This window comes from Nocardia sp. CC201C (assembly GCF_030010695.1).
In the GTDB taxonomy this organism is placed as follows: domain Bacteria; phylum Actinomycetota; class Actinomycetes; order Mycobacteriales; family Mycobacteriaceae; genus Nocardia; species Nocardia otitidiscaviarum.
In genome coordinates, this window is the sequence record NZ_JASCXP010000052.1 from 1 (window position 1) to 26,361 (window position 26,361).

Annotated in this window: 21 protein-coding genes and 1 pseudogene; 18 read left to right on the plus strand and 4 right to left on the minus strand. The window is 69.7% G+C overall.

Going from position 1 to position 26,361, the window contains the following annotated elements; translation table 11 throughout:
- The 3 genes and pseudogenes from QK444_RS08455 to QK444_RS08465 all read left to right on the plus strand — a co-directional run.
- Positions 1 to 343: pseudogene (locus QK444_RS08455) on the plus strand (hypothetical protein); the annotation flags it as partial.
- 55 nt (positions 344 to 398) lie between these two features.
- On the plus strand, positions 399 to 2,240 hold the full coding sequence (locus QK444_RS08460) for a dynamin family protein (protein WP_282778729.1): 1,842 nt from the start codon (positions 399 to 401) through the stop codon (positions 2,238 to 2,240).
- Between the two features lie 77 nt (positions 2,241 to 2,317).
- Entirely contained in the window at positions 2,318 to 4,066 is a 1,749-nt protein-coding gene (locus QK444_RS08465) for a dynamin family protein (protein WP_282778731.1), read from the plus strand.
- A 65-nt stretch (positions 4,067 to 4,131) separates the two neighbouring features.
- Here the strand turns inward: QK444_RS08465 and QK444_RS08470 are convergent, their stop codons facing one another.
- Positions 4,132 to 5,292, minus strand: a complete 1,161-nt coding sequence (locus tag QK444_RS08470) for a zinc-binding dehydrogenase (RefSeq protein WP_282778733.1) — start codon at positions 5,290 to 5,292, stop codon at positions 4,132 to 4,134.
- A gap of 509 nt (positions 5,293 to 5,801) precedes the next feature.
- On the opposite strand from QK444_RS08470, the gene QK444_RS08475 reads away from it, so the two are divergent.
- The 8 genes from QK444_RS08475 (at position 5,802) to QK444_RS08510 (ending at position 14,344) form a co-directional block, all read left to right on the plus strand.
- A complete protein-coding gene (locus QK444_RS08475; RefSeq protein WP_282778735.1) occupies positions 5,802 to 6,446 on the plus strand; it encodes an endonuclease in 645 nt (214 codons plus the stop codon).
- Between the two features lie 69 nt (positions 6,447 to 6,515).
- The gene (locus QK444_RS08480) at positions 6,516 to 7,613 is read left to right on the plus strand and encodes a DUF1707 domain-containing protein (protein ID WP_282778736.1); all 1,098 of its coding nucleotides are present in this window, start codon (positions 6,516 to 6,518) and stop codon (positions 7,611 to 7,613) included.
- 10 nt (positions 7,614 to 7,623) lie between these two features.
- The gene (locus tag QK444_RS08485) at positions 7,624 to 8,424 is read left to right on the plus strand and encodes a DUF1707 domain-containing protein (protein ID WP_282778738.1); all 801 of its coding nucleotides are present in this window, start codon (positions 7,624 to 7,626) and stop codon (positions 8,422 to 8,424) included.
- A 198-nt stretch (positions 8,425 to 8,622) separates the two neighbouring features.
- Positions 8,623 to 10,461 (plus strand): molecular chaperone DnaK, encoded by a 1,839-nt coding sequence (dnaK, locus tag QK444_RS08490; RefSeq protein WP_282778740.1) that lies wholly within the window; start codon positions 8,623 to 8,625, stop codon positions 10,459 to 10,461.
- On the plus strand, positions 10,458 to 11,075 hold the full coding sequence (gene grpE / locus QK444_RS08495) for a nucleotide exchange factor GrpE (protein WP_282778741.1): 618 nt from the start codon (positions 10,458 to 10,460) through the stop codon (positions 11,073 to 11,075). The genes dnaK and grpE overlap by 4 nt, the downstream gene beginning before the upstream one ends.
- 24 nt (positions 11,076 to 11,099) lie before the next feature.
- Positions 11,100 to 12,281: a molecular chaperone DnaJ gene (dnaJ, locus tag QK444_RS08500; RefSeq protein WP_039817994.1), complete on the plus strand. Its 1,182-nt coding sequence runs from the start codon at positions 11,100 to 11,102 to the stop codon at positions 12,279 to 12,281.
- Positions 12,281 to 12,679 (plus strand): helix-turn-helix transcriptional regulator, encoded by a 399-nt coding sequence (locus QK444_RS08505; protein WP_029930851.1) that lies wholly within the window; start codon positions 12,281 to 12,283, stop codon positions 12,677 to 12,679. The genes dnaJ and QK444_RS08505 overlap by 1 nt, the downstream gene beginning before the upstream one ends.
- Before the next feature lie 492 nt (positions 12,680 to 13,171).
- Entirely contained in the window at positions 13,172 to 14,344 is a 1,173-nt protein-coding gene (locus QK444_RS08510) for a globin domain-containing protein (protein ID WP_282778745.1), read from the plus strand.
- 66 nt (positions 14,345 to 14,410) lie between these two features.
- Here QK444_RS08510 and QK444_RS08515 read toward each other — a convergent pair whose 3' ends face one another.
- From QK444_RS08515 to QK444_RS08525, 3 genes are all read right to left on the minus strand, one after another.
- The gene (locus QK444_RS08515) at positions 14,411 to 15,193 is read right to left on the minus strand and encodes an FAD-binding oxidoreductase (protein WP_282778747.1); all 783 of its coding nucleotides are present in this window, start codon (positions 15,191 to 15,193) and stop codon (positions 14,411 to 14,413) included.
- 52 nt (positions 15,194 to 15,245) lie between these two features.
- Positions 15,246 to 16,403, minus strand: coding sequence for an FAD-binding oxidoreductase (locus QK444_RS08520; RefSeq protein WP_029930854.1), 1,158 nt, complete (start codon positions 16,401 to 16,403; stop codon positions 15,246 to 15,248).
- A 147-nt stretch (positions 16,404 to 16,550) separates the two neighbouring features.
- On the minus strand, positions 16,551 to 17,528 hold the full coding sequence (locus QK444_RS08525; protein ID WP_282778749.1) for an NADP-dependent oxidoreductase: 978 nt from the start codon (positions 17,526 to 17,528) through the stop codon (positions 16,551 to 16,553).
- 242 nt (positions 17,529 to 17,770) lie between these two features.
- Between QK444_RS08525 and clpB the strand changes: the two genes are divergently transcribed.
- The 7 genes from clpB to QK444_RS08560 form a co-directional block, all read left to right on the plus strand.
- Positions 17,771 to 20,326 carry an ATP-dependent chaperone ClpB gene (gene clpB / locus QK444_RS08530; RefSeq protein ID WP_282778751.1) on the plus strand — a complete coding sequence of 852 codons (2,556 nt, stop codon included), beginning with the start codon at positions 17,771 to 17,773 and terminating at the stop codon, positions 20,324 to 20,326.
- Positions 20,327 to 20,451: 125 nt separating this feature from the next.
- Positions 20,452 to 21,348: a DUF5666 domain-containing protein gene (locus tag QK444_RS08535; protein WP_282778753.1), complete on the plus strand. Its 897-nt coding sequence runs from the start codon at positions 20,452 to 20,454 to the stop codon at positions 21,346 to 21,348.
- A gap of 59 nt (positions 21,349 to 21,407) precedes the next feature.
- On the plus strand, positions 21,408 to 22,709 hold the full coding sequence (locus QK444_RS08540; protein WP_282778755.1) for a hypothetical protein: 1,302 nt from the start codon (positions 21,408 to 21,410) through the stop codon (positions 22,707 to 22,709).
- An 864-nt stretch (positions 22,710 to 23,573) separates the two neighbouring features.
- Positions 23,574 to 24,386 carry an SDR family NAD(P)-dependent oxidoreductase gene (locus QK444_RS08545; protein ID WP_282778757.1) on the plus strand — a complete coding sequence of 271 codons (813 nt, stop codon included), beginning with the start codon at positions 23,574 to 23,576 and terminating at the stop codon, positions 24,384 to 24,386.
- Positions 24,383 to 24,940 carry an orotate phosphoribosyltransferase gene (gene pyrE / locus QK444_RS08550; protein WP_282778758.1) on the plus strand — a complete coding sequence of 186 codons (558 nt, stop codon included), beginning with the start codon at positions 24,383 to 24,385 and terminating at the stop codon, positions 24,938 to 24,940. Before QK444_RS08545 ends, pyrE begins: the two co-directional genes overlap by 4 nt.
- Positions 24,941 to 25,008: 68 nt before the next feature.
- The gene (locus QK444_RS08555) at positions 25,009 to 26,085 is read left to right on the plus strand and encodes a beta-ketoacyl-ACP synthase III (RefSeq protein ID WP_282778760.1); all 1,077 of its coding nucleotides are present in this window, start codon (positions 25,009 to 25,011) and stop codon (positions 26,083 to 26,085) included.
- The coding region (locus QK444_RS08560; protein WP_282778762.1) for a lysoplasmalogenase family protein at positions 26,085 to 26,361 on the plus strand (277 nt) is incomplete at its 3' end. The genes QK444_RS08555 and QK444_RS08560, both read left to right, overlap by 1 nt.

Genomic DNA, 26,361 nt, shown 5'->3' on the forward strand with positions numbered 1-26,361 from the left:
GGGGCTGGAGTCCGGGCTGTCGGGTGCGGTGGATACCGGTGTGCAGGCGGGCGCGGAACTCGGTGGGGCGGTCGGTGGGGCCGTGGACACCGGCGCGCAGGTCGGTGGCAGTGTCGACGCCGCGCTGGGGGCGGAGTCGGGGCTGGATGTCGGTGCGAGCGCGAATCCTTGGGCGGGACTGGACGTTTCGCAGGCGTTCGGAGCCGGGGTGCAGGGTGGCGTCGAGGGCGACCTCACCGGTGGCACCGAGACGTCGCTGTTCGGAGACGCGGGCTTCGGCGGCGGGGCCGAGGTGGGCGGCGTCGCCGGTGGCGGCATCGTCGACGACATCCTGCAGTCGTGATGCCGCAGTCGTGACGCTGCACTCGTGACCGCACCGGTGATTCGGAGGTAGGGCTGTGACGGGAACCGCGGTGGCTCGGCCGCTGCTGTCGATACTGGGTGACACCATCGCGGTCGCACGCGCGGCCGACCGGGGTGACCTGGTAGGACGACTGGAGACGGTCGCCCAGCGGATCCGCGATCCGCGACGGCGCATCGTGGTGGCCGGCTTGGGCAATCAGGGCAAGAGTCAGTTCGTGAACGCGCTGCTCAACCTGAATGTCTGTGCGGTGGGCGATGATACGACCACCACCGCCACGGTCACCCTGGCCCACGGCAGCGAGTCGCGGGCCGCGGTCGTGCTGGCCGGGCCGGGCGGCGGCGAGGCCGAATCCACCCGGGTCCCGGTACCTTTCGAGAATCTGGGCGCGACCGAGCCCACCGTGCGGGCGCGGCCGGTGCTGCGGGTGGAGGTGGAAGCCGCCAACCCGCTGCTCGCCGACGGCATCGTGGTCGTGGACACCCCCGGCCTCGGTGCACACGGAAATCCCGGTGCGGCAGGCGTTTACGCCACCATCCCGGGAGCCGACGCGGTACTGCTGCTCAGCGACGCCTCCACCGAACTCACCGTGCCGGAGGTGGAATTCCTGCGGCAGGTGCGGGAGTTGAGCCCCGCCGTGGCGGTACTGCTCACCAAGATCGACCTGTATCCGCACTGGAGGCAGGTCTACGACGCGAATCAGCGGCACCTCGAGACTGCGGGGCTCGAGGTTCCGCTGATTCCCGTCTCCGCCGTCCTGCGCACCCACGCCATGCGGCTGCGCGATGAACAGCTCGGCCGCGAATCGGGCTTCGGGCAGGTGTTCCAGTTTCTGCGCGACCAGGTCGTGGCCCGCGACCAGGCCGCCACCCGACAGGCGGTGGGCGTAGACATCGGTTCGGCGGCCGAACATCTGGCGCTGGCGTTGAGCAGCGAACTGGTGGCGTTGCGCGATCCCGAGCGCGGGGCCGCCGCCATCGTGGAACTGCGTTCGGCCAAGGCGGCCGCCGAGCGGCTGCGCCGCAATACCGCCGCCTGGCAGCAGACTCTCGCCGACGGCATCACCGATCTGGCCGGGGATATCGACCACGATCTGCGCAACCGGCTGCGCGATATCGCGCGCGAGGGCGAGGAGTGGATCGACGCCAATGATCCCGGGCGGCATTGGGACACCATCGAGGAATGGCTGACCGGCACCGTGGGCACGGCGGTCGGCGACAATCTGCTGTGGACCCGCACCCGCGCCATCCGGCTGGCCGAACGGATCGCCGGCCACTTCACCGAACTCGGCGCGGTGGACCTGCCGGAGCTGGCCGGCAGCCTGGACCCCGACGGCTCCCGCGTCGGCTCCTGCACCCTGGCCGATCTGGAACCCGATCTCGGCTTCACGCACAAACTGCTGGTGGGGGTGCGCGGCTCCTACGGCGGCGTGGTGATGGCCGGGCTGGCGGGCACCCTGGCCGGGATGGCGATCATCAATCCGCTGTCCATCGGCGCGGGAGTGATTCTGGGCGGCAAGGCGTTCCGTGACGACAAGCAGGCACGGCTGGCCAAGCGCCGGATCGAGGCCAAGGCCGCCGTGCGCCGGTACGTCGACGATGTGGCCTTCCACTCCGGCAAGGAGACCAAGGACCGGCTGCACCGCATCCACCGCCTGCTGCGCGATCACTTCACCGGCGTGGCCGACCGCTCGCTGCGCTCCCTGGACGAATCCCTGCGCGCCGCCCAGGAAGCCGCGACCCTGGAAACCTCCCGCCGTACCGAACGCACCACCGAACTCGAGCGCCAACTCCGCATCGTGGCCGAACTCCGCCGCCATGCCGACGCGTTGCTCACCCTCGAGGCCCGCCCGGCCGCCCGGGCGCTCCCACCCCCGTAACGTGCTCGTTTGCCCGGTGACAGGGTTGGGGTATGGGTAGTCGCGAGGAGACCGGGGAGTCCCGCTACCGTGTGTGAATGGTTTTCGATGCCCCGGGTGCAGTGGCCGGGATCGTGCCCGAGGCGCGGCGGTTGATCGGTGTGGCTCGGCAGGCGTATGCGGGGCAGGCACGGGTGAGCGCGCTGCTCGCCGACTGCGCGCGCCGCTTGGACGAACCGCTGCGGGTGGCGTTGGCGGGTCAGCTCAAGGCCGGTAAGTCGACGCTGTTGAACGCCCTGGTCGGGCAGGACATCGCGCCCACCGACGCGACCGAGTGCACCCGGCTGGTGACCTGGTACCGGCACGGTCCGACGCCGCGGGTGACCGCGTTCGCGCGCGATGGGGCGCACGCCGACGTGGGGGTGCGCCGGGATCGCGGGGCCGACGGGCTGGCCACGCCGCACGGGCTGCACTTCGACCTGTCGGCGCTGCGGTGGAACGCGCCCGGCGCGCGCGAGGTGGACCATCTCGACGTGCAGTGGCCGTCGGAGGAATTGGCGCGCACCACGATCATCGACTCGCCCGGTATCTCGTCCATGTCGCGGGAGGTCTCGGCGCGCACGGCGCGCCTGCTCACCCCGGCCGCCGATCCGGCCGGCGTGGTGCTGCCGGGCGCGGACGCCGTCGTCTACCTGCTGCGCCGCCTCGATGCCGCGGATGTGAATTTCCTCGAAAGTATCGGCGCTGGTACCGGATCCGGTCAGGCCGCCGACGCGGGCGTTCCCGGGCTCGGATACGGGCCGTTCGGTGGGGGTGCGTCCGGCACGGGGAGATTCGGGCATGGAACGACCGGTACCGGGGCATCGGTCGGCGCTGCCGGTGCGCACGGGCCGGGAGCGTCGCCCGCGGGTTACACGGCCGCCGCGGCCCCGCTCGGGGCGGTCGGTGTGGTCTCGCGCGCGGACGAGATCGGTGCCGGCCGTATCGACGCCCTGCACTCCGCCCGCGAGGTGGCGTCCCGTTTCGCCGAGGAGCTCGAGCGCACCGGGCTGTGCCAGTCCGTGGTCCCGGTGGCAGGTCTGCTGGCCTTCGCCGCCGCCACCCTGCGCCAGCGCGAGTACGCGGCCTTCGAGGCCCTGGCGACGGTGCCGACCGAGGAACTCACCGCGGCCCTGCTGTCGGCGGACCGTTTTGCCCGCCCCGATCTGCCGCTGCCGGTGTCGCCGGAGCTGCGCGCGCACCTGGTGGCCCGCTTCGGCCTGTTCGGAATCCGGTTGTCCGTCACGCTGATCCGCCTCGGGGTGCGCGACTCCGCCAGTCTGGCGGCCGAACTCACCAAGCGCAGCGGACTCGATGAGCTGCGCTCCGTGCTGGATGTGCAATTCGCCCAGCGCGCCGAGGAATTGAAGGCGCACTCCGCGCTCACCGCGCTGGCCCGCATTCTGGCCGCCTACCCGGGCACCGCCGCCGACGCGCTGCTCCCGCGCGTGCGCACGCTGCTCGCCGATGTGCACGGTTTCGCGGAACTGCGCCTGCTCGGCCGTCTCCGCTCCGATGAGCTGCCGCTGCCGGACGCCGATATCGCCGAATTGCAGCGCCTCATCGGCGGTTCCGGCGTGGCCCCCCACCTGCGCCTGGGGCTGCCCGCCGACACCGATCTTTCCACCCAGCGCGAATACGCTCTCGCGGCCGTGCGCAAATGGCGTTCCCGCGCCGGTCATCCGCTGGCCGATCAGGTCACGGCGACAGCGTGCCTCACCGCCGCCCGCAGCGCCGAGGGCCTGCTCGACACACTCAACGATCCCCCGACCACCCCGCTGACCCGCATCCCGCGCCATCGCGCGTAATCCGAAGCGGCCCGGGGGGTGCTCGGCGCTTTCGCGGGCGGGTGCGAAGCGCGCCGGGGCCGCGTTCAGGGTGCGGTGGCGGTGCTGCGGGGGTCGATGAGGATCTTGGCGTGGTGGTCGGGCGAGGCGAGGGCGCCGAAGGCGGCGTCGATACCGTCCAGGCCGACGGTGCCGGTGACGAGCGGGCTCGGGTCCACCGTGCCGTCAGCGATCATGTGCAGGGTGTCGCGGAACTCACCGGGGTCGTAGCCGAGCACGAAGCGCAGTTCGATCTCCTTGTTGATGGCGGTCGCCGGGTGGATCACATCGGGCTGCATGCAGACGCCGACCACCACGACGCGGGACATGGGCGGCGCGGCGGTGAGGATCTGATCGAGAATCCCCGGCACGCCGACGCATTCGAAGATGACCGGCGTATTGGGCCCCTGATCGAAGGTGTGGGCGGCGCGGAACAGATACCACCAGGGCAGCTTCGGAATGCGCCGCAGCCGTTCCATGGCGTCGAAGCCGAGGTTGAGGATGTCGGTGGCGCCGCTGATGCGCGAGGTGCGAGGCGCGGCGTCCCAGGGCGATACGACGGCGGGATCCACCACCACATCGGCCCCGCAGCGCCGCGCCAGGTCCCGGCGGCGCGGTGAGAGATCGCTGGCCACCACCGTGCGCACCCCGGCGGCCTTCAACATGCTGACGACCGCCAGCCCGATCGGTCCGCAGCCGATGACGAAAGCCGTTCGCCTCCTGCCGATCCGGCTCTTGCGCACCGCGTGCCAGGCCACCGCCATGGGTTCGGTGAGCGCCGCGAGTTCGGCGGACAGGCCGTTCGGCACCGGGAAGGTCATGGACTCCTGCACCACCACCTGCTCGGCGTAGCCACCGGGCGCGGCGACCGACAGGCCGGTCAGGTGCGGTTGCCGTCCCTGCCGTTGAATCGGCAGCGCCACCACGGGAGTGCCGGGCCGCCAACGCTTTCGGCAGCCGGGGCCGTAATCGACGACCGTGCCGGAGAATTCGTGTCCGAGCACCACACTCTGCGCCGAGCGCATGAAATGCCCGTATCCGGTGGCGGCCGCCAGCTCCGCCAGTTCGTCGCAGTGCACGCGGGCATGCAGATCCGATCCGCAGATGCCGCACCGCACCACGTCGATCAGTACCTGCCCGCGACCGGGAACCGGTGTCGGCAGCTCCTCCACCCGAAACTCGCCCTTGGTGACCACGGCCGCCCGCATACCGCACTCCTGTCGACTCGCACGTGACGCTCGTCACCCAATCTAGCTGTCGCAGCAGCCGATATCGCGTGGTCCAACCGTGTGGGAGCGGTTCCGGGAAGGAAAACGCCATGACGACCATCCGAACGTGCGGCTCGGTGCGCTCGCACTGGACCGGGCGGTGATCATGGCGATCGACCTCGGGCGGGGCGCTCGGCATGCCGCCGGGTGGAGTTGCCGCCGCAGGGTGTGGTGCCCTCCGCTGCCTCCGCCGTGCGGTAGTCCCGCCGCCGTTGGCCTTGCGGGAGCGGTCGAACGTCGGATGATCCGGCTGCACGGAGCGACCGTGACCGGCGCGCATCCCGTGTATGTCGCGATGGCCGCCCGGAAGTCGGAATCGTCGCCGATTCCGGAGTCCGGGGCGTACCCCCTGCTCCGGTGATCGCGCCGCCACGGGCGCGGGCCACCGCCGTCAGGTGTGGGCGACGGCGCGGCGGGTACGCGCAGGGTGTCGGAAAGGCAGGTGCGTCATGGAGCGACAGGAGATCGTGCGGGCGTTGTTGGACCGGGCGGGGACGAGTTACGCGGCCGAGGCCGGTATCCGGCTGGCCGACACACCCGCGCCGCTGTTCCAGCTGTTGATGCTGGCTCAGCTGCTCAGTGCCCGCATCTCCGCCGATATCGCCATCGCCGCCGCCCGCGAACTGGTCGGCAGCGGCTACACCACCCCGCGGCGGGTGGCCGACGCCGACTGGCAGGAACTGGTCGACGCGCTCGGCCGCGGCCACTACCGCCGCTACGACGAATCCACGGCCACCCGGCTCGGCGCGAACGCGGCGCTGCTCCTCGACCGCTACCACGGTGACCTGCGCCGACTCGCCGCGGAATCCGAGCGCGATCCGGCGCGGCTGGCGAGCCTCCTACAGCGGTTCCAGGGCATCGGCCCGGTCGGCGCGGAGATCTTCCTCCGCGAGGTGCAGGACACCTGGACCTGGGTCCGCCCCTACTTCGACGAGCGCGCCCGCCGGGGCGCGAGCCGCCTCGGCCTCCCGACCGACCCCGCCGCCCTGGACCGCCTCACCCCACCCGGCCGCGACGCCGACCTGGCGGCGGCCCTGGTCCGCGTCACCCTCGACCGCGACCTCGCCCGCGAGATCCTGAGCACCACCCGATAGCGCCCTACTCAGCACCTATCGACGGTGGTAGGCAGTACAAAACGGGCGTTCTGCGCTTACCATCCGGGGGTGAGTTCGAGATCGCCCGGTTCGGCGGCCGGAACCGGGCGGGTTCGGGCCCGGGATATCGATCGGGTCACCACGCGTGCCCGGCTGGATGCCGCCTATGCGGAGGGACAGCTCGGGGCCGACGAGTATCACGAGCGTTCGGAGCGGGCGGGCAGGGCCGAGACGCTGGGCGAGCTGCACCGGCTGGTCGGGGATCTGCAACCGTCGTCGGGGGCGACGGACCTGATACTCCCGCAGCCGGATTCGGCGCGGACCAAGGCGCGCAAGGGCGGCTATCCGCCACGCGTGCGGGCGCGCCACGCCGACCGCGCCGCCACCTGCGCGGTCCTGGACGCGGCGCTCGCCGACGGCCAGCTGTCCGTGGACGACCACCATGCCCTGACCGAACTGGCCGGTGCGGCAACAACTCTCGGGGAACTCGCGGAGCTCACCGCCGACCTGCAACGCCCCGCCGACGCTCCCGGTCCGCCGCGTCCGCCGCTGTCGCACCGCCGCTACTGGTTCCCGGCGGGCGTGGCCGCGCTCGCCTTGGCCGCCGCCGTGGGCATGTACACCGTGGTCGACCGGCCCGCCGCCGTACCGGCGGGGCCGCCGTCGGTGGACCTCGGCGTCATCGAGCCGAAGGTGATTCCCACCCCGAATCTGCTGACGGTGGCGGGTATCGCCCACTTTCGCGACACCTACCGCGTCAAGTTCGGCGATACCCTGCTCGACGAGGTGAGTCTGTTCGACGAGCACGCGAGCATCGCGCGCGCCGTGCCCGGGGAACCGAATCGTGTGGTGCACTACGGCTATCGCGGCGGTTTCGAGCAGAGCCGCCCGGTGGCCACCCGTAAGCCCGATACGCCGCAATTCGATCTGGCCGCCGTGGATCTCACCGCCCTCGACCGGACGCTCACCGAAGCACCCGCCCTCCTGGACGTCGACGGCGGCACCATCAGCCATATCGACCTGAAGGTGGACACCGTGCCGGGAGGGTCGCGGACCGTGCCCGTCGCGCTCGTCCGGGTGTATGTGCGCAATGTGTTCGGCGAGAGCGGATATCTGTTACTGGACCCCACGGGAGTGGTGCTGCGCGCCTTCCCCTTCTCCGGATAGGCCGACGGTCATGTCCGACACCCGACGTCACGGCGGCCTGCGCGTCCGCGACTCCGACCGCGTGGACGCCTGCGCCCTGCTCGACGCCGCGCACGCCGAGGGCGAGCTCACCGATGCCGAATACGCCCAGCGTTCGGCGGCGGCCATGCGGGCGCGCACCTTCGGCGATCTCGACACGCTCATCGGTGATCTGCAGATCCCGAGCAACCTCGCCGACGCCCCGGTGGTGCGCGTGCAGCGCCGGAAACCGGCACGCCGGTGGCAGGCGGCGGCGGCCACGGTCGTGGTCGCGGGGCTGCTCGGCGCCATGGGCGGTTGCGCGGCCCGCACCACCGCACCCGACCCGCCGTTGCTCGAGCCGACCACCGGTGTGGGCCTGGCGAGTTTTCTCGCGACCTACCGGGACCGATACGGCGATCTGACGGCCGACGAGATGAGCCTGTATCCGCAGTACGCCCTGGTGGAGCGCGCCGCCGATCCGGACCGAACCGTGCGCCTCCGCTACGACGAGCGGGGTTTCAGCTCCACCGACACCGCCCGCGACGACGATGCCGCGGCCTTCGATCTGGCCGACCTGGACGTCCGCGGCTTCGCGGCCGTCATGGCCGGTGCCCCGGAGACGCTGCGGGTCCCCGGCGGCGTCATCAGCCACATCGTCATTCGCCGCCCGCCGGGCGCGAACCCCGCCGATCCGGGGGCGAAGGTCAACCCGCCCGTCGTCTTCCTCTACGCGAAGGACGGCAGCCGCGGCGGATACCTGGAGCTGACCCTCGCGGGTGAGGTGCTCGCGGTCCACCCGGCCGAGGAGTGATCGAAAAAATTTCTCCGCGCCCCGGGAATAGATGACCTGGGGCCCAGGTTGGTCCTCTTCGACAAGGTTGAGCGAGATCGACTCAAGTTCAAGTTGCGCCCCGAGCGATACGGGGGCAGGATTGAGCCGACCACGCTCAGTGTTGCTGGGAGCCCATGCTCCCGCACCAGGCAGGTACGTCAACTAGGAGGATTCACCATGGCTCGTGCGGTCGGTATCGACCTCGGGACCACGAACTCGGTCATCGCTGTTCTCGAAGGCGGTGAGCCGGTCGTCGTCGCCAACTCGGAAGGCTCGCGCACCACTCCGTCGATCGTCGCGTTCGCGAAGAACGGCGAGGTGCTCGTCGGTCAGCCCGCCAAGAACCAGGCGGTCACCAACGTCGATCGCACCATCCGGTCGGTCAAGCGCCACATGGGCGAGGACTGGACCGTCGAGATCGACGCCAAGAAGTACACCCCGCAGGAGATCTCGGCGCGCACGCTGATGAAGCTGAAGCGCGACGCCGAGTCCTACCTCGGTGAGGAGATCACCGACGCGGTCATCACCGTCCCCGCCTACTTCGAGGACGCGCAGCGCCAGGCCACCAAGGAGGCCGGCCAGATCGCGGGCCTGAACGTGCTCCGCATCGTCAACGAGCCGACCGCCGCCGCGCTGGCGTACGGCCTGGACAAGGGCGACAAGGAACAGACCATCCTGGTCTTCGACCTCGGTGGCGGCACCTTCGACGTCTCGCTGCTGGAAATCGGCGAGGGCGTCGTCGAGGTCCGCGCGACCTCCGGCGACAACCACCTCGGTGGTGACGACTGGGACGAGCGCATCGTGGGATGGCTGGTCGACAAGTTCAAGGGCACCTCGGGCATCGACCTGACCAAGGACAAGATGGCCATGCAGCGGCTGCGCGAGGCCGCCGAGAAGGCCAAGATCGAACTGTCGTCGAGCCAGTCGACCTCGATCAACCTGCCCTACATCACCGTGGACGCGGACAAGAACCCGCTGTTCCTCGACGAGCAGCTGACCCGCTCGGAGTTCCAGAAGATCACCTCGGATCTGCTGGACCGCACCCGCAAGCCGTTCCAGTCCGTGATCAAGGACGCCGGCATCTCCGTCGGCGATATCGACCACGTGGTGCTGGTCGGCGGTTCCACCCGCATGCCCGCCGTCTCCGAGCTGGTCAAGGAGCTGACCGGCGGCAAGGAGCCGAACAAGGGCGTGAACCCGGACGAGGTCGTCGCCATCGGCGCGGCCCTGCAGGCCGGCGTGCTCAAGGGTGAGGTCAAGGACGTCCTGCTGCTCGATGTGACCCCGCTGTCGCTGGGCATCGAGACCAAGGGCGGCGTGATGACCAAGCTCATCGAGCGCAACACCACCATTCCGACCAAGCGGTCGGAGACCTTCACCACGGCGGACGACAACCAGCCGTCGGTGCAGATCCAGGTGTTCCAGGGTGAGCGCGAGATCGCCTCGCACAACAAGCTGCTCGGTTCGTTCGAGCTGACCGGTATCCCGCCGGCCCCGCGCGGCGTGCCGCAGATCGAGGTCACCTTCGACATCGACGCCAACGGCATCGTCCACGTGACCGCCAAGGACAAGGGCACCGGCAAGGAGAACACGATCAAGATCCAGGACGGCTCCGGCCTGTCCAAGGAGGAGATCGACCGGATGGTCAAGGACGCCGAGGCGCACGCCGCCGAGGACAAGGCGCGGCGCGAGGAGGCGGAGACCCGCAACCAGGCCGAGTCGCTCGTCCACCAGACCGAGAAGTTCATCAAGGAGAACGAGGACAAGGTCCCCGGGGACGTCAAGTCCAAGGTCGAGGAGGCCATCTCCGAGGCCAAGGAGTCGCTGAAGGGCACCGACATCGCGGCCGTCAAGACCGCGGTGGAGAAGCTGGCGACCGAGTCGCAGGCGCTGGGCCAGGCCATCTACGAGGCCTCGGCCGCGGATGCCGCCCAGTCCGGAAACGGCCAGGGCGCGCCGGATTCCGATGACACCGTCGTTGACGCCGAGGTTGTCGAGGAGCCTGAGAAGAAGTGACGGACCACCCGGAGAAAGAGCCGATCGTCGACGATCCGGCCGCGGGTGAGGTTCTCGAGGCCGCGGCGGAGGAATCCGCCGCGGCCGCCGGGCCTGACGGCGCGACCGCGGGGAGCGCCGACGCGCTCGCCGACACCATCACCGCCGAATTGGCCGAGCGCACCGCCGATCTACAGCGGCTGACCGCCGAGTACGCCAATTACCGGCGTCGGGTCGAACGCGACCGCAAGGCCGCCATCGACTCCGCCAAGGCGGCGGTGGTCGGCGAACTGCTCGGCGTGCTCGACGATCTCGATCGCGCCCGCGCCCACGGCGATCTGGAGGCCGGACCGCTCAAGAGCGTCGCCGACAAGCTGGCCACCGCCCTGCAGAAGCAGGGCCTCGAGGAGTTCGGTGCGGAGGGTGAGCCTTTCGACCCGACCCTGCACGAGGCCGTGCAGCACGAGGGCTCCGGCAGTGAGCCGGTGATCGGCATGGTCATGCGCAAGGGATACCGGTTCGGCGAGCGGGTGCTGCGGCACGCGCTGGTCGGGGTGACCGATGGTCCGGTGAACGGCGCTGCGGCGCAGTCGGATCCGACGAACGCTGGCGCGGATGCCAGTAACAACGGGTAAGAAGCGGGAAGGAGGAGATGCCCGGTGAACCGGGAGTGGCTCGAGAAGGACTTCTACAAAGAGCTGGGTATTTCCTCCAGCGCTACCCAGGACGAGGTCAAGAAGGCCTATCGCAAGCTGGCCCGTGATCTGCACCCGGACAAGAATCCGGGGGACGTCAAGGCCGAGGAGCGGTTCAAGGCGGTCAGCGAAGCGCATTCGGTGCTGTCGGATCCGGAGAAGCGCAAGGAGTACGACGAGGCGCGGCGGCTGTTCGCCAGCGGCGGTTTCGGTCGCGGCGGTTTCGCACCGAGCGGCGGTTACGGCGGCACCGGCGGATTCAGCGGCGCCGAGTTCAATCTGGGCGACATCTTCGGCGGGGCGACCGCCGGGACCGGACCCGACGGCGGCCTAGGCGACATCCTGGGTGGGCTGTTCAACCGGGGCGGCGGCGCCCGTGCTTCCTCGCGGCCGCGGCGCGGCAGCGATGTGGAGACCGAGACGACCCTCGGTTTCCGCGAGGCGGCGCAGGGCGTCACGGTTCCCCTACGTATGACCAGCCCCTCGCCGTGTACGACCTGTCACGGCAGCGGTGCCAAACCGGGCACCAGTCCGCGAGTCTGCCCGCACTGCAATGGAACCGGCGTCATCAGCCGCAACCAGGGTGCGTTCGGATTCAGTGAACCGTGTGACGACTGCCGGGGCACCGGGTCGATCATCGACGACCCGTGCGTCGACTGCCGGGGCACCGGTATTCAGAATCGCACCCGCACCATCACCGTGCGCATTCCCCCGGGTGTGCGCGACGGTCAGCGCATTCGCTTGGCGGGCCAGGGTGAAGCGGGTCTGCGGGGCGCGCCCCCGGGCGACCTGTATGTCACCGTGCACGTCAGTGGGGACAAGGTCTTCGGCCGCAATGGCGACGACCTGACCCTGGTGCTGCCGGTCAGCTACAGCGAATTGGTGCTCGGGACAACCGTTTCGGTGCCGACGCTGGACGGCCGGGTGGGCGTGAAGGTGCCGCCGGGCACCGCCGACGGGCGTACCCTGCGGGTGCGCGGGCGCGGCGTTCCCAAGCGCGGCGGCGGTGCGGGTGATCTGCTGGTCACGGTGAAGGTCGCGATCCCGCAGAAGCTGGACGACAATGCCACCGAGGCGCTGCGGCGCTATGCGGAGGCGGAGAAGACCAGCGGTTTCGACCCGCGTGCTGGATGGGCAGGTGCGTGATGAATTCCGATCCGAAGAAGAGCTCCGAGACCCAGTACTTCCTGATCTCGGTGGCGGCGCAGCTGGCGGGCATGCACGCCCAGACGCTGCGGACCTACGACCGGCTTGGTCTGGTCTCGCCGCAACGCACTTCGGGCGGCGGGCGACGCTACTCCGATCGGGACGTGCAGCTGCTGCGCGAGGTGCAGCGGCTGTCCCAGGACGAGGGCGTCAATCTCGCCGGTATCAAACGGATCATCGAACTCACCAACCAGGTCGAGGAGTTGCAGCAGCGGGTGTCCGAGCTGACGGCGGAGGTGGAGCGGCTGCGGTCCGGGTACCGGCCCGATCAGCTCACGCCGCCGCAGCGCAGTACGGCCCTGGTGGTGTGGCAGCCGCGTAATCGACGGCAGCGGTAACCCACGACCCGACGCAGCGAGCAGCGTCCCGGATTCCGGGGCGCTGCTTTTTCTTTGCGGGCGGTGTGCTGGTGGATTCTCGTCGGCGGCGGTGCGGACGATCCGGATCGGCTCCGAAAACAATTCAAACCGGCCGGTTGTTTATTGTGGTGATTAGTGCGTTATGTCGGTATGCCGCAGAGTATTTGCGTTGCCAATGCGGTTGCGGGCCGATCGCTCCATTGCCGAGCCTTGCAAAATGATTCGCGCAAAATCGGTGAGACCCAGTCCGACTCGCCCGGCGTGTTGCAGGTGAGCGGTCTGTTTTATGTGACATTTGGGTGGTTATCACTTGTTTTAACGGAAATCTGGGCGTGTTGTTGAAACGAGCCGTTCCGTTGCTGGCAACCCTCGCCTACACTTGCTAGGCATCGGCTGCTGTCGAGTGTTCCGCAGCACCAGCACTCGGCCGTGCGGCCTGCGTTTCGAGTGCGAAATGGGGTTGTGACACATATGGATTCGCGGACCGTCGCATTGATTAGAACGACGTTCAAGGCGGTTGCTGCGGAAGAAGGTGGCCCCGAGAAACTCGCCCGCTCGTTCTACGCCATTCTCTTCACCGAGCATCCACAGGTTCGTGACTTCTTCCCGGCCGCCCTCGACGCCCAACGCGACCGCCTGGTCAAGGCGATCGCCTACGCCGTCGACCGGCTCGAGGAGCCCGACAAACTGCTCCCCTTCCTCGCCCAACTCGGGCGCGACCACCGCAAGTACGGCGTCGTCGCCGAACACTATGCGGCGGTGGCCACTTCGCTGAAGGCCGCCATGCAGGCGTACGCGGGCACCGAGATGTGGACCGACGAGGTGGAACGGGCCTGGGACACCGGGCTCGGCGTCATCGCCGACACCATGATCGGCGCGGCCGAGAAGGAGAGCACTCCGCCGGTGTGGACCGGCACCGTCATCGAACACCGTGAGGTGCTGCGCAATCTCGCCATCGTGCGGCTCCGGCTGGACCAGCCCATGCAGTACGCGGCCGGACAGTACATGAGCGTGCAGATCCCGTCGCGCCCGCGCATGTGGCGGTATCTGTCTCCCGCCGTGCCCGCGAATCCGCAGGGCGAGATCGAATTCCACATCCGCGGCGTCACCGGCGGGTGGGTGAGTCCGGCCATGGTCGGGCACACCAAGGTCGGGGAGCAGTGGCTCATCGGCTCACCGCTCGGCGGTCTGGGGGTGCCGCGCAACACTCGGCGCAAGATGCTCATGGTCGGCTGTGGCACCGGCATCGCCCCGCTGCGCGCCCAACTCATGGCCATGACGCAGCGAAGATCCAACCCCAAGGTCGATCTGTTCGTGGGCGGACACTACCCCTGCGACCTCTACGATCTGGAGACGCTCGGCCAGCTGGCCCGGGAGAACAAGTGGCTCAATGTCATTCCGGTCACCGAGAGCGAGGAGAACCCGTGGTGGGTGTTCGGTGACGCCGAGGAGGCGGAGCCGGAGTACCCCGGCCTCCAGCCGCGTCGCGTCGGTCAGATCGGCAAGATCGTCGCCGGATACGGATCATGGGCGGACCGCGATGTCCAGATCGTGGGCTCGCCCTCCATGGTGCAGACCACCAAGTTCCGCCTGATGGCAGCGGGCACCCCCACCGCCAATATCCGGCACGATCCGCTGTTCTGACGCCCGCGCCGGCCGAACCCGCTGTCGGAAACCCCCGCCGTCGAAACCCCGCTGTCGCAACCGCCGTCAGAATCCTTCGTAGCGGATGTGCTCCGCCGGTGCGCCGGTGGCGAGCAGCGTCTCCACCACCTGCTGGACCGGAGCGGCGTTGCCGCACACCAGGATCTGTTGCCGATTCAGTGGCCCGAAGCGGCCCACCACCTCCGCCAGACTGCCCGCCAGCATCTCCTCGGGCTGGAAGCCGATATCCACCCGGCACGCCTCGTGCCACTCGTCGACCCAGTCCGGGTCCTCGTCGGTCTGGACCACGGGAAGTACCGTCAGCCACGGCAATTCGCCGGTGAGCAGATACAGCATGTCCGAGGCGTAGAGATCGCGCGGACTACGCGCGCCGACGAACAGGTGGGTGCGCGGCGGCTCGGGCCGCCGGGCGAGATCCAGGATGAGCGCCCGCATGGGGGCCAACCCGGGGCCCTCGGCGACCATCACCACGTCGGTGGCCTCCGGATCCACCGCCAGCCAGCCCTCGGGAGCGCTGATCCGCCACTCGTCACCGGTGCGGGTGTCCGACACGATCGATCCGCTGCACCAGCCGCCCGGCACCGTGCGCACGTGGAACTCCAGCTTGCCGTCCAGCGACGGCGGCAGCGCGGGGTAGAGGCGGCGGATCATATTGGGGTGCTGCGGAACCCGCACGGCGACCGACTGCCCGGGAGCGAAGGGCACGAACTCGCCGATGAGCCGGATCACGGTCCAGTCCGCGCGCAGCCGGTGCGCGCCCACCACGGTCGCCGCCCGCTCCTCGGTATCGAGCGCCAGCGCGCCGGTGTCGTCGGGGCCCAGGGTCACCGCACACTCCTCACTACGGAAATCAACGAGATCACAACCGAGAACCGCGGGCTCACACCGGATCCGACGCGATGGCCCACTCGGGTGTGCCGACCGCCAGCAGGGCGCGCCTGGTGTCGGCGATCATGCGGGCCGAGCCCGCGATCTGGATCTGGCGGTCGGACCACGCGCCGAAGCTCGCCACCACCGCGCCCAGATTGCCGATGAGCCGCCGGTGCATGCCGTACGGGGTCTCGGCGGGCGGATACGGATGCCACCACGGATTGGATTCGTTCTCGCACACCGGAACCACCGTGAGCCACGGATTGGATTGCGAGAGCTGCCACATGTTCTCCACATCGTAGAGATCGCACGGGTAGCGCCCGCCCATGAACAGGTGCACGCGGGGATTGATGCCGCGCCTGCCCATTTCGATCAGCTGCGCGCGCAGCGGCGCGATACCGGTGCCGGAGCCGATCATGAGCACGTCCTTGCCGCTCTGCAGATCGACGTGCAGGCCACCCAGGGGGGCCGCGATCATCCAGCGGTCACCGATCTGGGTCTCGTTCACGATGGCCGGGCTCACCCAGCCGGTGCGCACCTTGCGCACGTGGAATTCGATCTCGCCGTACGGGTTGGTCGGGATGGCGGGGGATAGGTAGCGCCACATCTTGGGCCGCTGCGGGATGGCGACCGGAACGTACTGGCCGGCCAGGTACGGGATCGGCGTATCCGATTGCAGCCGCACGATCGCCAGATCGTCCACCACCCGGCGGTGTCCGACCACCGTCGCCTCCCAGTAGGGCTGCGACTTGTCGGAGTTCGCGCCGATGGCCATGGACGCCGAGATCAGGATGGTGATATCGCGCCAGCCCTCCTCGAGCCCGCGATTCCAGTGCACGCCGTTGTAGGTGCGGAAGGCGGCGAGCAGCGCCCGCCCGGCGATGTCGTAGTGCGCCGCCTCCACTCCGTACTTGCGATGGTCGCGGGCCAGCTGTTCCAGGAAGCGCTGCGCGCGATCCCAGTTCTCCAGATGGTCCAACACGAACTGAATGGCGGTGACCAGCCGCTTGGGTTGCATATCCATGGCGGGGGGAAACAGCTCACGCAGAGCCGGAATCTCCGCGAAGAGGTGGCCGTAGAACGCGCTGATCAGCCGTTCCGGCCCGCTCGGGGCCTCGACGACTGTCCGAAAGTTTGCGCGGACCAGCGCTGCAGTACGCGCATCCACGACGGCGAACTTTCCTTTCCTGAGCTGTTACCCCGGACACACCGGGTTTTCCAGCGGTCCTCCGCGTCAAGTATCCCTGAAAAACACAAGGTCGCACGGATATGGCCAAGGCTGCCCGGACACATCCGCGGTGAATCCCGCCTCACATCAGATGACCAGCACCGTTTTGCCCCGTGCGCCGGAGCCTCCGATGACCGTCGCCGCCTCCGCCAGCGGCACCGCGTGGTCGACCGGAACGACGAGGTCGCCCGCGGCGGCCGCCGCCAGCAGTCGGGCCAGACCCGCGGCGCTGCCCTGGGAATTGATATTGCCGCCCTTGATGCCGCGGGTTTGCAGATCCGCCGTATCCACCGATCCGATGGTGCTGAACACCGCGCCGCCCGGCCGCACCAGCGCGGCCAGTTCGCGCAGCGTCGCGGGCGGACTGACCAGGTCGAGCAGCGCGTCGATGCCGTCCGGATGGGTCATGCGGACCGATTCGGCGATGGTGGGCTGGGCGAGCGCGGGCTCGGGGGAGTCGGAGACGGGCACCGTGCGGCTGTAGTCGATCACCTCGGTCGCGCCCAACCGGATCATGCGGTCGGCGTCGTCGGGTCGGGCGGTGGCGATGACGTGTGCGCCCGCCGCGGCGGCCAACTGCACCAGGAACGAGCCGACGCCACCGGCCGCGCCGGGGATGAGGACGGTCCGGCCCGCGCCGACCGCCGCGCCCTCGAGGAGGTCGAGGGCGGTGAGTCCGGCGGTGGGCAGTGCGGCCGCCGCGAGCGCGGTGACCTCGTCGGGGAGCCGCGCGATGACGCTGTCGTGGGGTACGACGATGTACTCGGCGAAGGTGCCGTGTCCGACCGGTGGCACCAGCCATTTGCCCGCCACGCGGTCGCCGACGGCGAATTCCGGCACCCCTGCGCCGAGTGCCGAGACGGTGCCCGCGCCGTCCAGTCCCGGGATCAGCGGAAAGTCGTGCGGCAGTCGGCCGTCCAGCACGCCGTCGATGATCTTGCGGTCGAACGGGTTCACCCCGGCGGCATCCAGTCGAATCCGGAGCTGTCCCGGGCCGGGCTCCGGAACGGGCATATCCGCGGGCTCCGGAGTGCCGCCGAACTCTCGTACCACGATCGCGCGCATGGGGTCTCCATTCGGTCCGATGGACGAGCTGGTGATGCGTCGACGAACGACCTCGGCCATCGTAGGCACGGACACGGACCGCTTCGGGGAGATTCAGGGCAGTCGGTTTCTAGGGTCGGCGCGTAGCGTGATGTGTGACCTATGCCTCTGGTGTCGGCGCCCGAAAATTCGTCAGACTTGAGCGGAACAGACTCAACTCCGGTCGCGTTGGATTAGGCAGCGACTAGTAGGAAAGGGGACTCGTGGACTCGTTCAATCCCACCACCAAGACCCAGGCGGCCCTGACCGCCGCACTGCAGGCGGCATCCGCCGCGGGCAACCCGGAGATCCGTCCGGCGCACTTGCTGGTGGCGTTGCTGGATCAGACCGACGGCATCGCCGCCCCGCTGCTCAAGGCCGTCGCCGTCGATTCCGCGACGATTCGACGCGAGGCCCAGGACATCGTCGAACGGCTGCCGCGCGCCACCGGCGCGACCACCCAACCGCAGCTCGGCCGCGAAGCCCTCGCCGCCATCACCGACGCACAGCGCCTGGCCACCGAGATGGGAGACGAGTACGTCTCCACCGAACACCTCATGGTCGGCCTGGCCGCCGGTGACTCCGACGTCTCGCAGTTGCTGCTGAAGTACGGCGCCACCGCCGACGCGCTGCGCGAGGCGTTCACTCAGGTGCGCGGCAACACGCGCGTCACCAATCCCGATCCGGAGGGCAGCTACCAGGCGCTGGAGAAGTACTCCACCGACCTCACCGCCGCCGCCCGCGAGGGCAAACTCGACCCGGTGATCGGCCGCGACACCGAGATCCGGCGCGTGGTGCAGGTGCTCAGCCGCCGCACCAAGAACAACCCGGTGCTCATCGGCGAGCCCGGCGTCGGCAAGACCGCCATCGTGGAGGGCCTGGCCCAGCGCATCGTCGCCGGGGACGTGCCGGAATCGCTGCGCGGCAAGCGGCTCATCTCGCTCGACCTGGGCGCGATGGTCGCGGGCGCGAAATACCGCGGTGAATTCGAGGAGCGGCTCAAGGCCGTGCTGGAGGAGATCAAATCCAGTGCGGGACAGATCATCACCTTCATCGACGAGCTGCACACCATCGTCGGTGCGGGCGCGACCGGGGAATCCGCCATGGACGCCGGGAACATGATCAAGCCCATGCTGGCCCGCGGTGAGCTGCGGCTCGTCGGCGCGACCACGCTCGACGAATACCGCCAGCACATCGAGAAGGACGCGGCCCTGGAGCGCCGCTTCCAGCAGGTGCTGGTCGGCGAGCCGTCGGTGGAGGACACCGTCGGCATCCTGCGCGGGCTCAAGGAGCGCTACGAGGTGCACCACGGCGTGCGCATCACCGACTCCGCGCTGGTGGCCGCCGCCACCCTGTCGGACCGCTACATCACCTCGCGCTTCCTGCCGGACAAGGCCATCGACCTGGTGGACGAGTCGGCGTCACGGCTGCGCATGGAGATCGATTCCCGCCCCGTGGAAATCGACGAGGTGGAACGGCAGGTGCGCCGCCTCGAGATCGAGGAGGTCGCACTCGCCAAGGAGACCGACGAGGCGTCCAAGCAGCGGCTGGAGAAGCTGCGCTCGGAACTGGCGGATCTGCGCGAGAAGCTCAACCAGCTGATGACCCGCTGGCAGAACGAGAAGCAGGCCATCGACTCGGTGCGCGTCATCAAGGAGGAGCTGGAGTCGCTGCGCGGCGAATCCGAACGCGCCGAACGCGACAGCGACTACGCCCGCGCCGCCGAACTGCGCTACGGCCGCATCCCGCAGCTGGAGAAGCAGCTCGCCGAGGCCGAGCAGAAGGCCAAGGGCGCGGCCGACGGCGAGGTCATGCTCAAGGAGGAGGTCGGGCCGGACGATATCGCCGAGGTGGTGTCGTCGTGGACCGGGATTCCGGTGGGCAAGATGCTCGAGGGCGAGACCCAGAAGCTGCTCCGCATGGAGGAGGAGCTGGGCCGCCGCGTGGTCGGGCAGACCGAGGCCGTGCAGGCGGTGTCCGACGCGGTGCGCCGGGCCCGGGCTGGAGTGGCCGACCCCAACCGGCCGACGGGTTCGTTCATGTTCGTCGGACCGACCGGTGTCGGCAAGACCGAGCTGGCGAAGGCCCTCGCGGACTTCCTGTTCGACGACGAGCGCGCCATGGTGCGCATCGATATGAGCGAGTACAGCGAGAAGCACTCGGTGGCCCGGCTGGTCGGCGCGCCCCCCGGCTATGTCGGCTACGACCAGGGCGGTCAGCTCACCGAGGCGGTGCGGCGGCGGCCGTACACGGTGGTGCTCTTCGACGAGATCGAGAAGGCGCACCCGGACGTGTTCGACATCCTGCTGCAGGTGCTCGACGAGGGCCGGCTCACCGACAGCCAGGGCCGCACGGTCGACTTCCGCAACACCATCCTGATTCTCACCTCGAATCTGGGCGCGGGCGGTGAGCGCGACTTCGTCATGGCGGCGGTGCGCTCGGCCTTCAAGCCGGAGTTCCTCAACCGTCTCGACGACGTGGTCATGTTCCACCCGCTCGACGAGGAACAGCTCGAGCACATCGTCGACATCCAGCTCGACCAGTTGCAGCGCCGCCTCGCGCAGCGCCGCCTGAAGCTGGACGTCAGCGATTCGGCCCGCTTCTGGCTGGCCGTGCGCGGCTACGACCCGGCCTACGGCGCCCGCCCCCTGCGCCGCCTCATCCAGCAGGCCATCGGCGACACCCTCGCCAAGGAACTGCTGGCCGGTGAGGTGCAGGACGGCGACACGGTGAAGGTCAACGTCAGCTCCGACGGCGACACCCTCATCGTCGGCCGCTGACCCATCCCCGCGAGGCCCCGGAGGCACACCCTCCGGGGCCTCGCTGTGCTCGCACCGGAGGCAAATCAGACACCACACAGCGCAGTTCTCGGCTCCGGTCGTCCATCCAGCCTAGGCTGGAGTACATGACGAATCCGAGCGATCCGTGGTCGCGGCGACCCGAGTCGGGATCGGTGGACGGGCCGACCGAGCAGGTGTCGCCCGCCGCCGGGTCGACCGGGCACACCTCGGATTCCGACCCCACCACCGCGTACGACTATTTCGCGCAGCAGCCGGGGCCGGAGGCCACGCGGGTGCTGCCGCCGCACGACGATCAGTGGGGTGGTTACGAAAGCGGTGCGCCCAGCGCGTATCCCCCGACGGCGACCTACACCGCGTCCGGACACCAGGCTCCGGGGTACCAGGCCGGGGGATATCAGAGCGGGGGGTATCAGGCCGGGGGCTATCCCGGCTCCGGCCCCGCGTCGTATCCACCCGCGCCGGGCGGTCCCGGCGGGCCGGTGCCGCCGGGCGGCTACCAGCCGGGTTATCCGGGTGGCGGCCCGCAGCCGCCGCAGCGCAAGACCGGGCTGTGGATCGGGCTCGGCTTGGCCGCGCTGGCGCTGGTCGCGTTGGCCGGGGTCGTGGTGGGCACGCTGTTGGCGGATCGGGATACGTCGAATACCGCGTCCACCACGTCGCGCACCCAGCAGGTGCTGATTCCGACCTTCCCGAGCGAGACGGCGCAGCCGCTGCCCAGTGGCGTACCGCAGATCCCGGGGCTGGGTGAGATCGACGAGCTCGGCGCGACCATGGGCACCATCGCCAGCAACGACGGCTCCACCCTCACCATCGCGACCCTGTCCGGCCCGACCGTCACCGTGCACACCGACGATCGGACCCAGGTGATCTCGCTCGGCAGCGTCGCGGTGCGGGATCTTCCGATCGGCGAGATGGTGATGGTGCAGGGCGACAAGGCGGCCGACGGCTCGGTCACCGCGAAGATCATCATCAGTACGGCACTGCCCGGCGGAACCCGATGAACGGCAACGTGTCAGGCATGCTGGGCGGGTTCGAACCCAGCTGGATATGGTAGGCGGCGATGACGGCGATATGGTTCGGGTTGGCGGCGATCGCGCTGGTGGGCGCGATCGTGCTGCTGTTCTTCGATCGGCAGCAGCGACAGCGCACCGGTCACATCCGGCAGGTCTGGGCGAAATCCCAGGGCTACACCTATGTTTCGGTGGAACCGGCGCTCGCCAATACCTGGCGGCGCGGTGCCATGGCCAAACTCGGGTATCTGTCGGCGGTCGACGTGGTGTCGGGCAACCGCAAGGGTGAGAAGTTCGTGCTCTTCGATCTGGAGGACGCCGCCACCCTGGTCGCGGTGCGCCGCCAGATCGGCTCCGACATCGATATCGACCTGCGGCTGAAAACGGCCGCGCCGCCGAAGGATCACGATCTCGAACTGCTCGGGGCCATCGGCGACCGGGTCGTCTTCGCGACCAATCCCGATATCGCGCGCCACGCCGTGGACCAGCGCATGGTGGCCTTCATCGAATCGCTGCCCGATACCGTGCAGATGCTGTGGAGCGAGGGCAACTGGACCCTCGGCATGCTGCCGGTCGGGGCGGGCTCCCGGGATTGGGAGATGGCCATCGACGCGGTGCTGCGCCTGTCCGGTCTGCTGCACGTGCTGCCGCCGGTGGTGAACGCCCCCGAGCATCGCGGCGGTCGCCCGCCCGCACCCGAGGCCCGCGAGGACGGCCGACCGCAGCGCGGCGGCACGGTGGTGGCCGACGACGAGGACGACGACTACGACGGCCATGACGAGTACGGCGATTACGGCGATCCCGACCCGCACGCACCCGCCACCCGCCACCTGCCCCCGCGCTCGGGCGATCCGCTGCCCTTCCCCGAGGACGAGGCCGCCGACGATTACGCGCCGCTGGTGAAAGACATTGCCGGAGAAAGCGAACCGGAACCCGAGGCGGAGGGCTGGCGGCCCGCCCTCAAGGTCGTCCCGGATCCGCGCGGGCGGGTCCGCCGCAACTGGCCCCCCGCTCCCGAGGAAGAGCCCGAGTGGGACGACGAGGATCCCGCCCCCCGCCGCGATCCGGACGCCGACGCGGAGTGGGACGAGGACTGGCGCGCGGACGATCGCGACGCGCGAGAGCGGCGCGCGGACGATTCGGATCAGGACGGCGAGTGGCGCGGCGACGACCCCGTCCGGGACCGCGAGTGGCACGAGGACGACCGCGACCCCGACTGGCGTGCGGACGACGCGCGCGGGCAGTACGCCGACGAGGAGCCGCGCGACGACTACCGCGACGACCGGGACGAGCCGCCGGGCGGCCCGTTCCACCCGGGCTTCCGCCCGTACCAGGGTCCCGCGCCCCGGTGACGCGTCGCCCCGCGTTCCCCGCGGGGCCGAACCCGTGTCTCCTACGGGCCCGATCCTGACGGTGGTCGTGCCCGGTTCGGCATTTCCGGCAACAGCCGCACCCGGCCCGATCGGGCACCGGTGTCACGCGCGGACGGGTGTTCCGCCGGGGCGCGGCCGTGCCCGACGTACACCGGCGTTTCGTGGTCCGGTGCGCCGTTCGCCGCGCCGCGCTACGCCACTGCCTGCGTTCCGCAGTGCGGCCGCCACTCCGCAGGGACGGGGGCTTCCCCGACCACGTCACGGCGGTGCCCGGTGGCAGCTGTCGCACCCGCGCAGCCGTCGGAGGCAGCGCGTCACACCCGCGCGTCCGTCCGGTGTCGGTACCGGACGGGGTGTGCCGATGCGCACCGGCCGCCGGTGACATGCCGTGGGGGCCATCCGGCCGCGACCCGTGCCCGGCGTGCGACGCCGCTTCGGCGGGCGCCGCGCGACTCCTGCTCTCGGCAGGACCGCCCACCTCCGTCGTACCGGTGCCCCCCGGGTCGCGTCGCTGGTGCGGTGGCTACCGGGGCGCCCGCGCACCCGTCCGCCGTCGGCACCGATTGGGTTGTCCCGGCGGCCGATTCGCACCGGCCGCCGGTGTCGGGACGGTCTGGCCACCGCACGTCCCGGCGCGGCGTACGCTGTTTCCGTCGCCGCGCCTTCGTGCAATCGGGCGTGGTCGGCCGTCCTCCCGCGCGGTCGCGGCGGAGTGGTCGTCCCGGAGTGGGACCGCCCTCGTCAGGCGGTGTCGGTGGTGGGGACGTTGTGCTCTTTTCACCCGTGGCGCTGGTTTCTACCCTGGGGCCCGTCGCCTTCGTCCGGCCGAGTGTTAGGTAGTCGATGACCGAGAGTTCGCCCGCCGCGCGCCTGCCCGGCGCCGTGCGTCCCGTGGCCGTGGTCACGGGGCCGACCTCCGGTATCGGGCGGGGGTATGCCGTGCGGTTGGCGTCGCTGGGATACGACCTGGTGCTGGTGGCGCGGGATGAGGCGCGGCTCGCCGCGCTGGCCGGGGAGTTGGAGTTGCGTTTCGGGGCTCGGGCGCAGGTGCTGCCCGCCGATCTGGCGACCGCCGAGGGGCGGGCGCGGGTGGCGGCTCGGCTCGCCGACGGTGTCGACTTCCTGGTCAACAATGCCGGGTTCGGGCTGTCGCGGGAGTTCTGGCGGGTCGATCCGGACCTGCTGCAACAGCAGTTGGATGTGAACGTCACCGCGGTCATGCGGTTGACCCGGGCCGCGCTGCCGCCCATGCTGGCCGCGGCCAAGGGCTGTGTGGTGAATGTGGCCAGTGTGGCGGGACTCGTGCCGGGTAGGGGTTCGACCTACTCGGCCTCCAAGGCGTACGTCGTATCCTTTTCCGAAGGGCTGGCCGGTGGGCTGGCCGGGACCGGCGTTCGGGTGCAGGCACTGTGCCCCGGCCTCGTCCGCACCGAATTCCACGAGCGAGCCGGTATCGATCTGGGTCGACTGCCGCGGCCACTGTGGCTCAGCGTGGACGAGGTGGTGGCCGGTTCGCTGAGTGATCTGGAGAAGAACCGGGTGATCAGCGTGCCCGGTATGCAGTACAAAGCCGTCACCGCGGTAGCCGGACTGATGCCGCGGTCCCTCGCGGCCCGGCTGAATCGGGGCCTGTTCAACGCACGCGGAAGGACATGAACACAGACATGCAGGTAACGACGACCGATCGGGACAGACTCGCGGACCTGGTGCGCCAACTCGCGGTGGTGCACGGCCGGGTCACGCTGTCCTCGGGCAAGGAAGCGGACTACTACGTGGATCTGCGCCGCGCCACCCTGCACCACGAGGCCGCGCCGCTGATCGGCAAACTGCTGCGCGAACTGGTCGCGGACTGGGATTTCGATTCCGTCGGCGGCCTGACCATGGGCGCGGACCCGGTGGCCGCGGCCGTCATGCACGCCCCGGGCCGCCCGATCGACGCCTTCGTGGTGCGCAAGGCCGCCAAGACCCACGGTATGCAGCGGCAGATCGAGGGCCCGGACGTGGTGGGCAAACGCGTGCTGGTGGTGGAGGACACCACCACCACCGGTAATTCGCCGCTGACCGCCGTGCGCGCGTTGCGCGAGGCGGGCGCGATCGTGGTGGGCGTGGCGACCGTGGTGGACCGGGAGACCGGCGCGGACGAGGTGATCGCCGCCGAGGGGCTGGAGTACCGATCGATCCTCGGTCTCAAGGATCTGGCACTGGGCTAGACCATTGCTCTGGGATAGCCTGAACGCTGTTCATGTCTTTCGATGGTGAAGGGTCGTGTGAGTCACCTGTGGCAAGCATCGCACTGAATAAGGGCCACCGGAACGTTGCCATGCTCGGCATCGGTGCCTACCGGCCACAGCGACTGGTGAGCAACGCAGAGGTGTGCGAGGTTCTGGACTCCACTCCGGAGTGGATCTTCGAACGCACCGGCATCAAGAACCGCCGGTGGATCAGCGGTGACGAGACGCTGCGCACCCTGGCCGCCGCCGCGGGTGAGCGCGCCATCGTCAACAGCGGCATCGACCGGTCCAAGATCGGCACGCTGGTGCTGGCCACCTCCAGCTGGCTCACGCTGACCCCGCACGGCGCTCCCCAGGTCGCCTACGACCTGGGGCTGAACGGCATCGCGGCCTTCGACCTGACCTCCGGCTGCGGCGGCTTCGGCTATGCCCTCGGCGTCGCCGCCGATCTGATTCGCGCGGGTTCCGCGGAGTACGTGCTGGTGATCGGCGCGGAGACGATGACGGTCGGCCTGGATCCGACCGATCGCGGCACCGCCATGATCTTCGGTGACGGCGCGGGCGCGGTGGTGGTCGGCCCGAGCGAGGAGAACGGCATCTCGCCCACGGTGTGGGGCAGCGACGGCGAGAACGCCTCGGCCATCATGCAGGACGTCGACTTCCTCGAGTACATGCACCGGGCGCAGGCCATGCAGGGCACCGATCCGGCGGTCGAGCCGATCGGCCGCATGTCGCTGCGCATGGAGGGCCCCAAGGTCTTCCGCTGGGCGGCGGTGACGCTGCCGCGCGCGCTGGCCGACGCCATCGAGGTGTCGGGGGTGGCCAAGGAGGACATCGAGGTCTTCGTGCCGCACCAGGCCAATGCCCGCATCAACGAGCTCATGAAGAAGAATCTCGGTCTGGCCGACGACATTCCGATGGCCAATGACATCGAGAACACCGGCAACACCTCGGCGGCGTCGATTCCGCTGGCCATGGAGGAGATGCTGGTGACCGGCAAGGCCAAGGGCGGTCAGTTGGCGCTGCTGCTGGGGTTCGGCGCGGGGCTGTCCTACGCGGGCCAGGTGGTGACGCTGCCTCCGGCTCCGGCCGAGCCCAGCTTCGCCGTCGGCGAATCGGAGTGATGGCGAGCGTATTCCGCACCGGGTTCCTGGCCGCCGCGGCGGTGACGGCGTTCGGTGCCGTCACCGGGCGGGACCGGTGGCAGTGGGCGGCCAAGCCGCTGATGATGCCGCTGCTGGCGGCGGAGGTGGCGCGCGATCCGAAGCTGGCCGCCACCGACCGGAAGCTGCTGCTGGGTTCGCTGGCGGCGGCCACGGTCGGCGACGTGTTGCTCATCGACCCCGATGACGATCGCCGATTGATCGCGGGCGCTTCGTCTTTCGCGCTCATGCAGACCG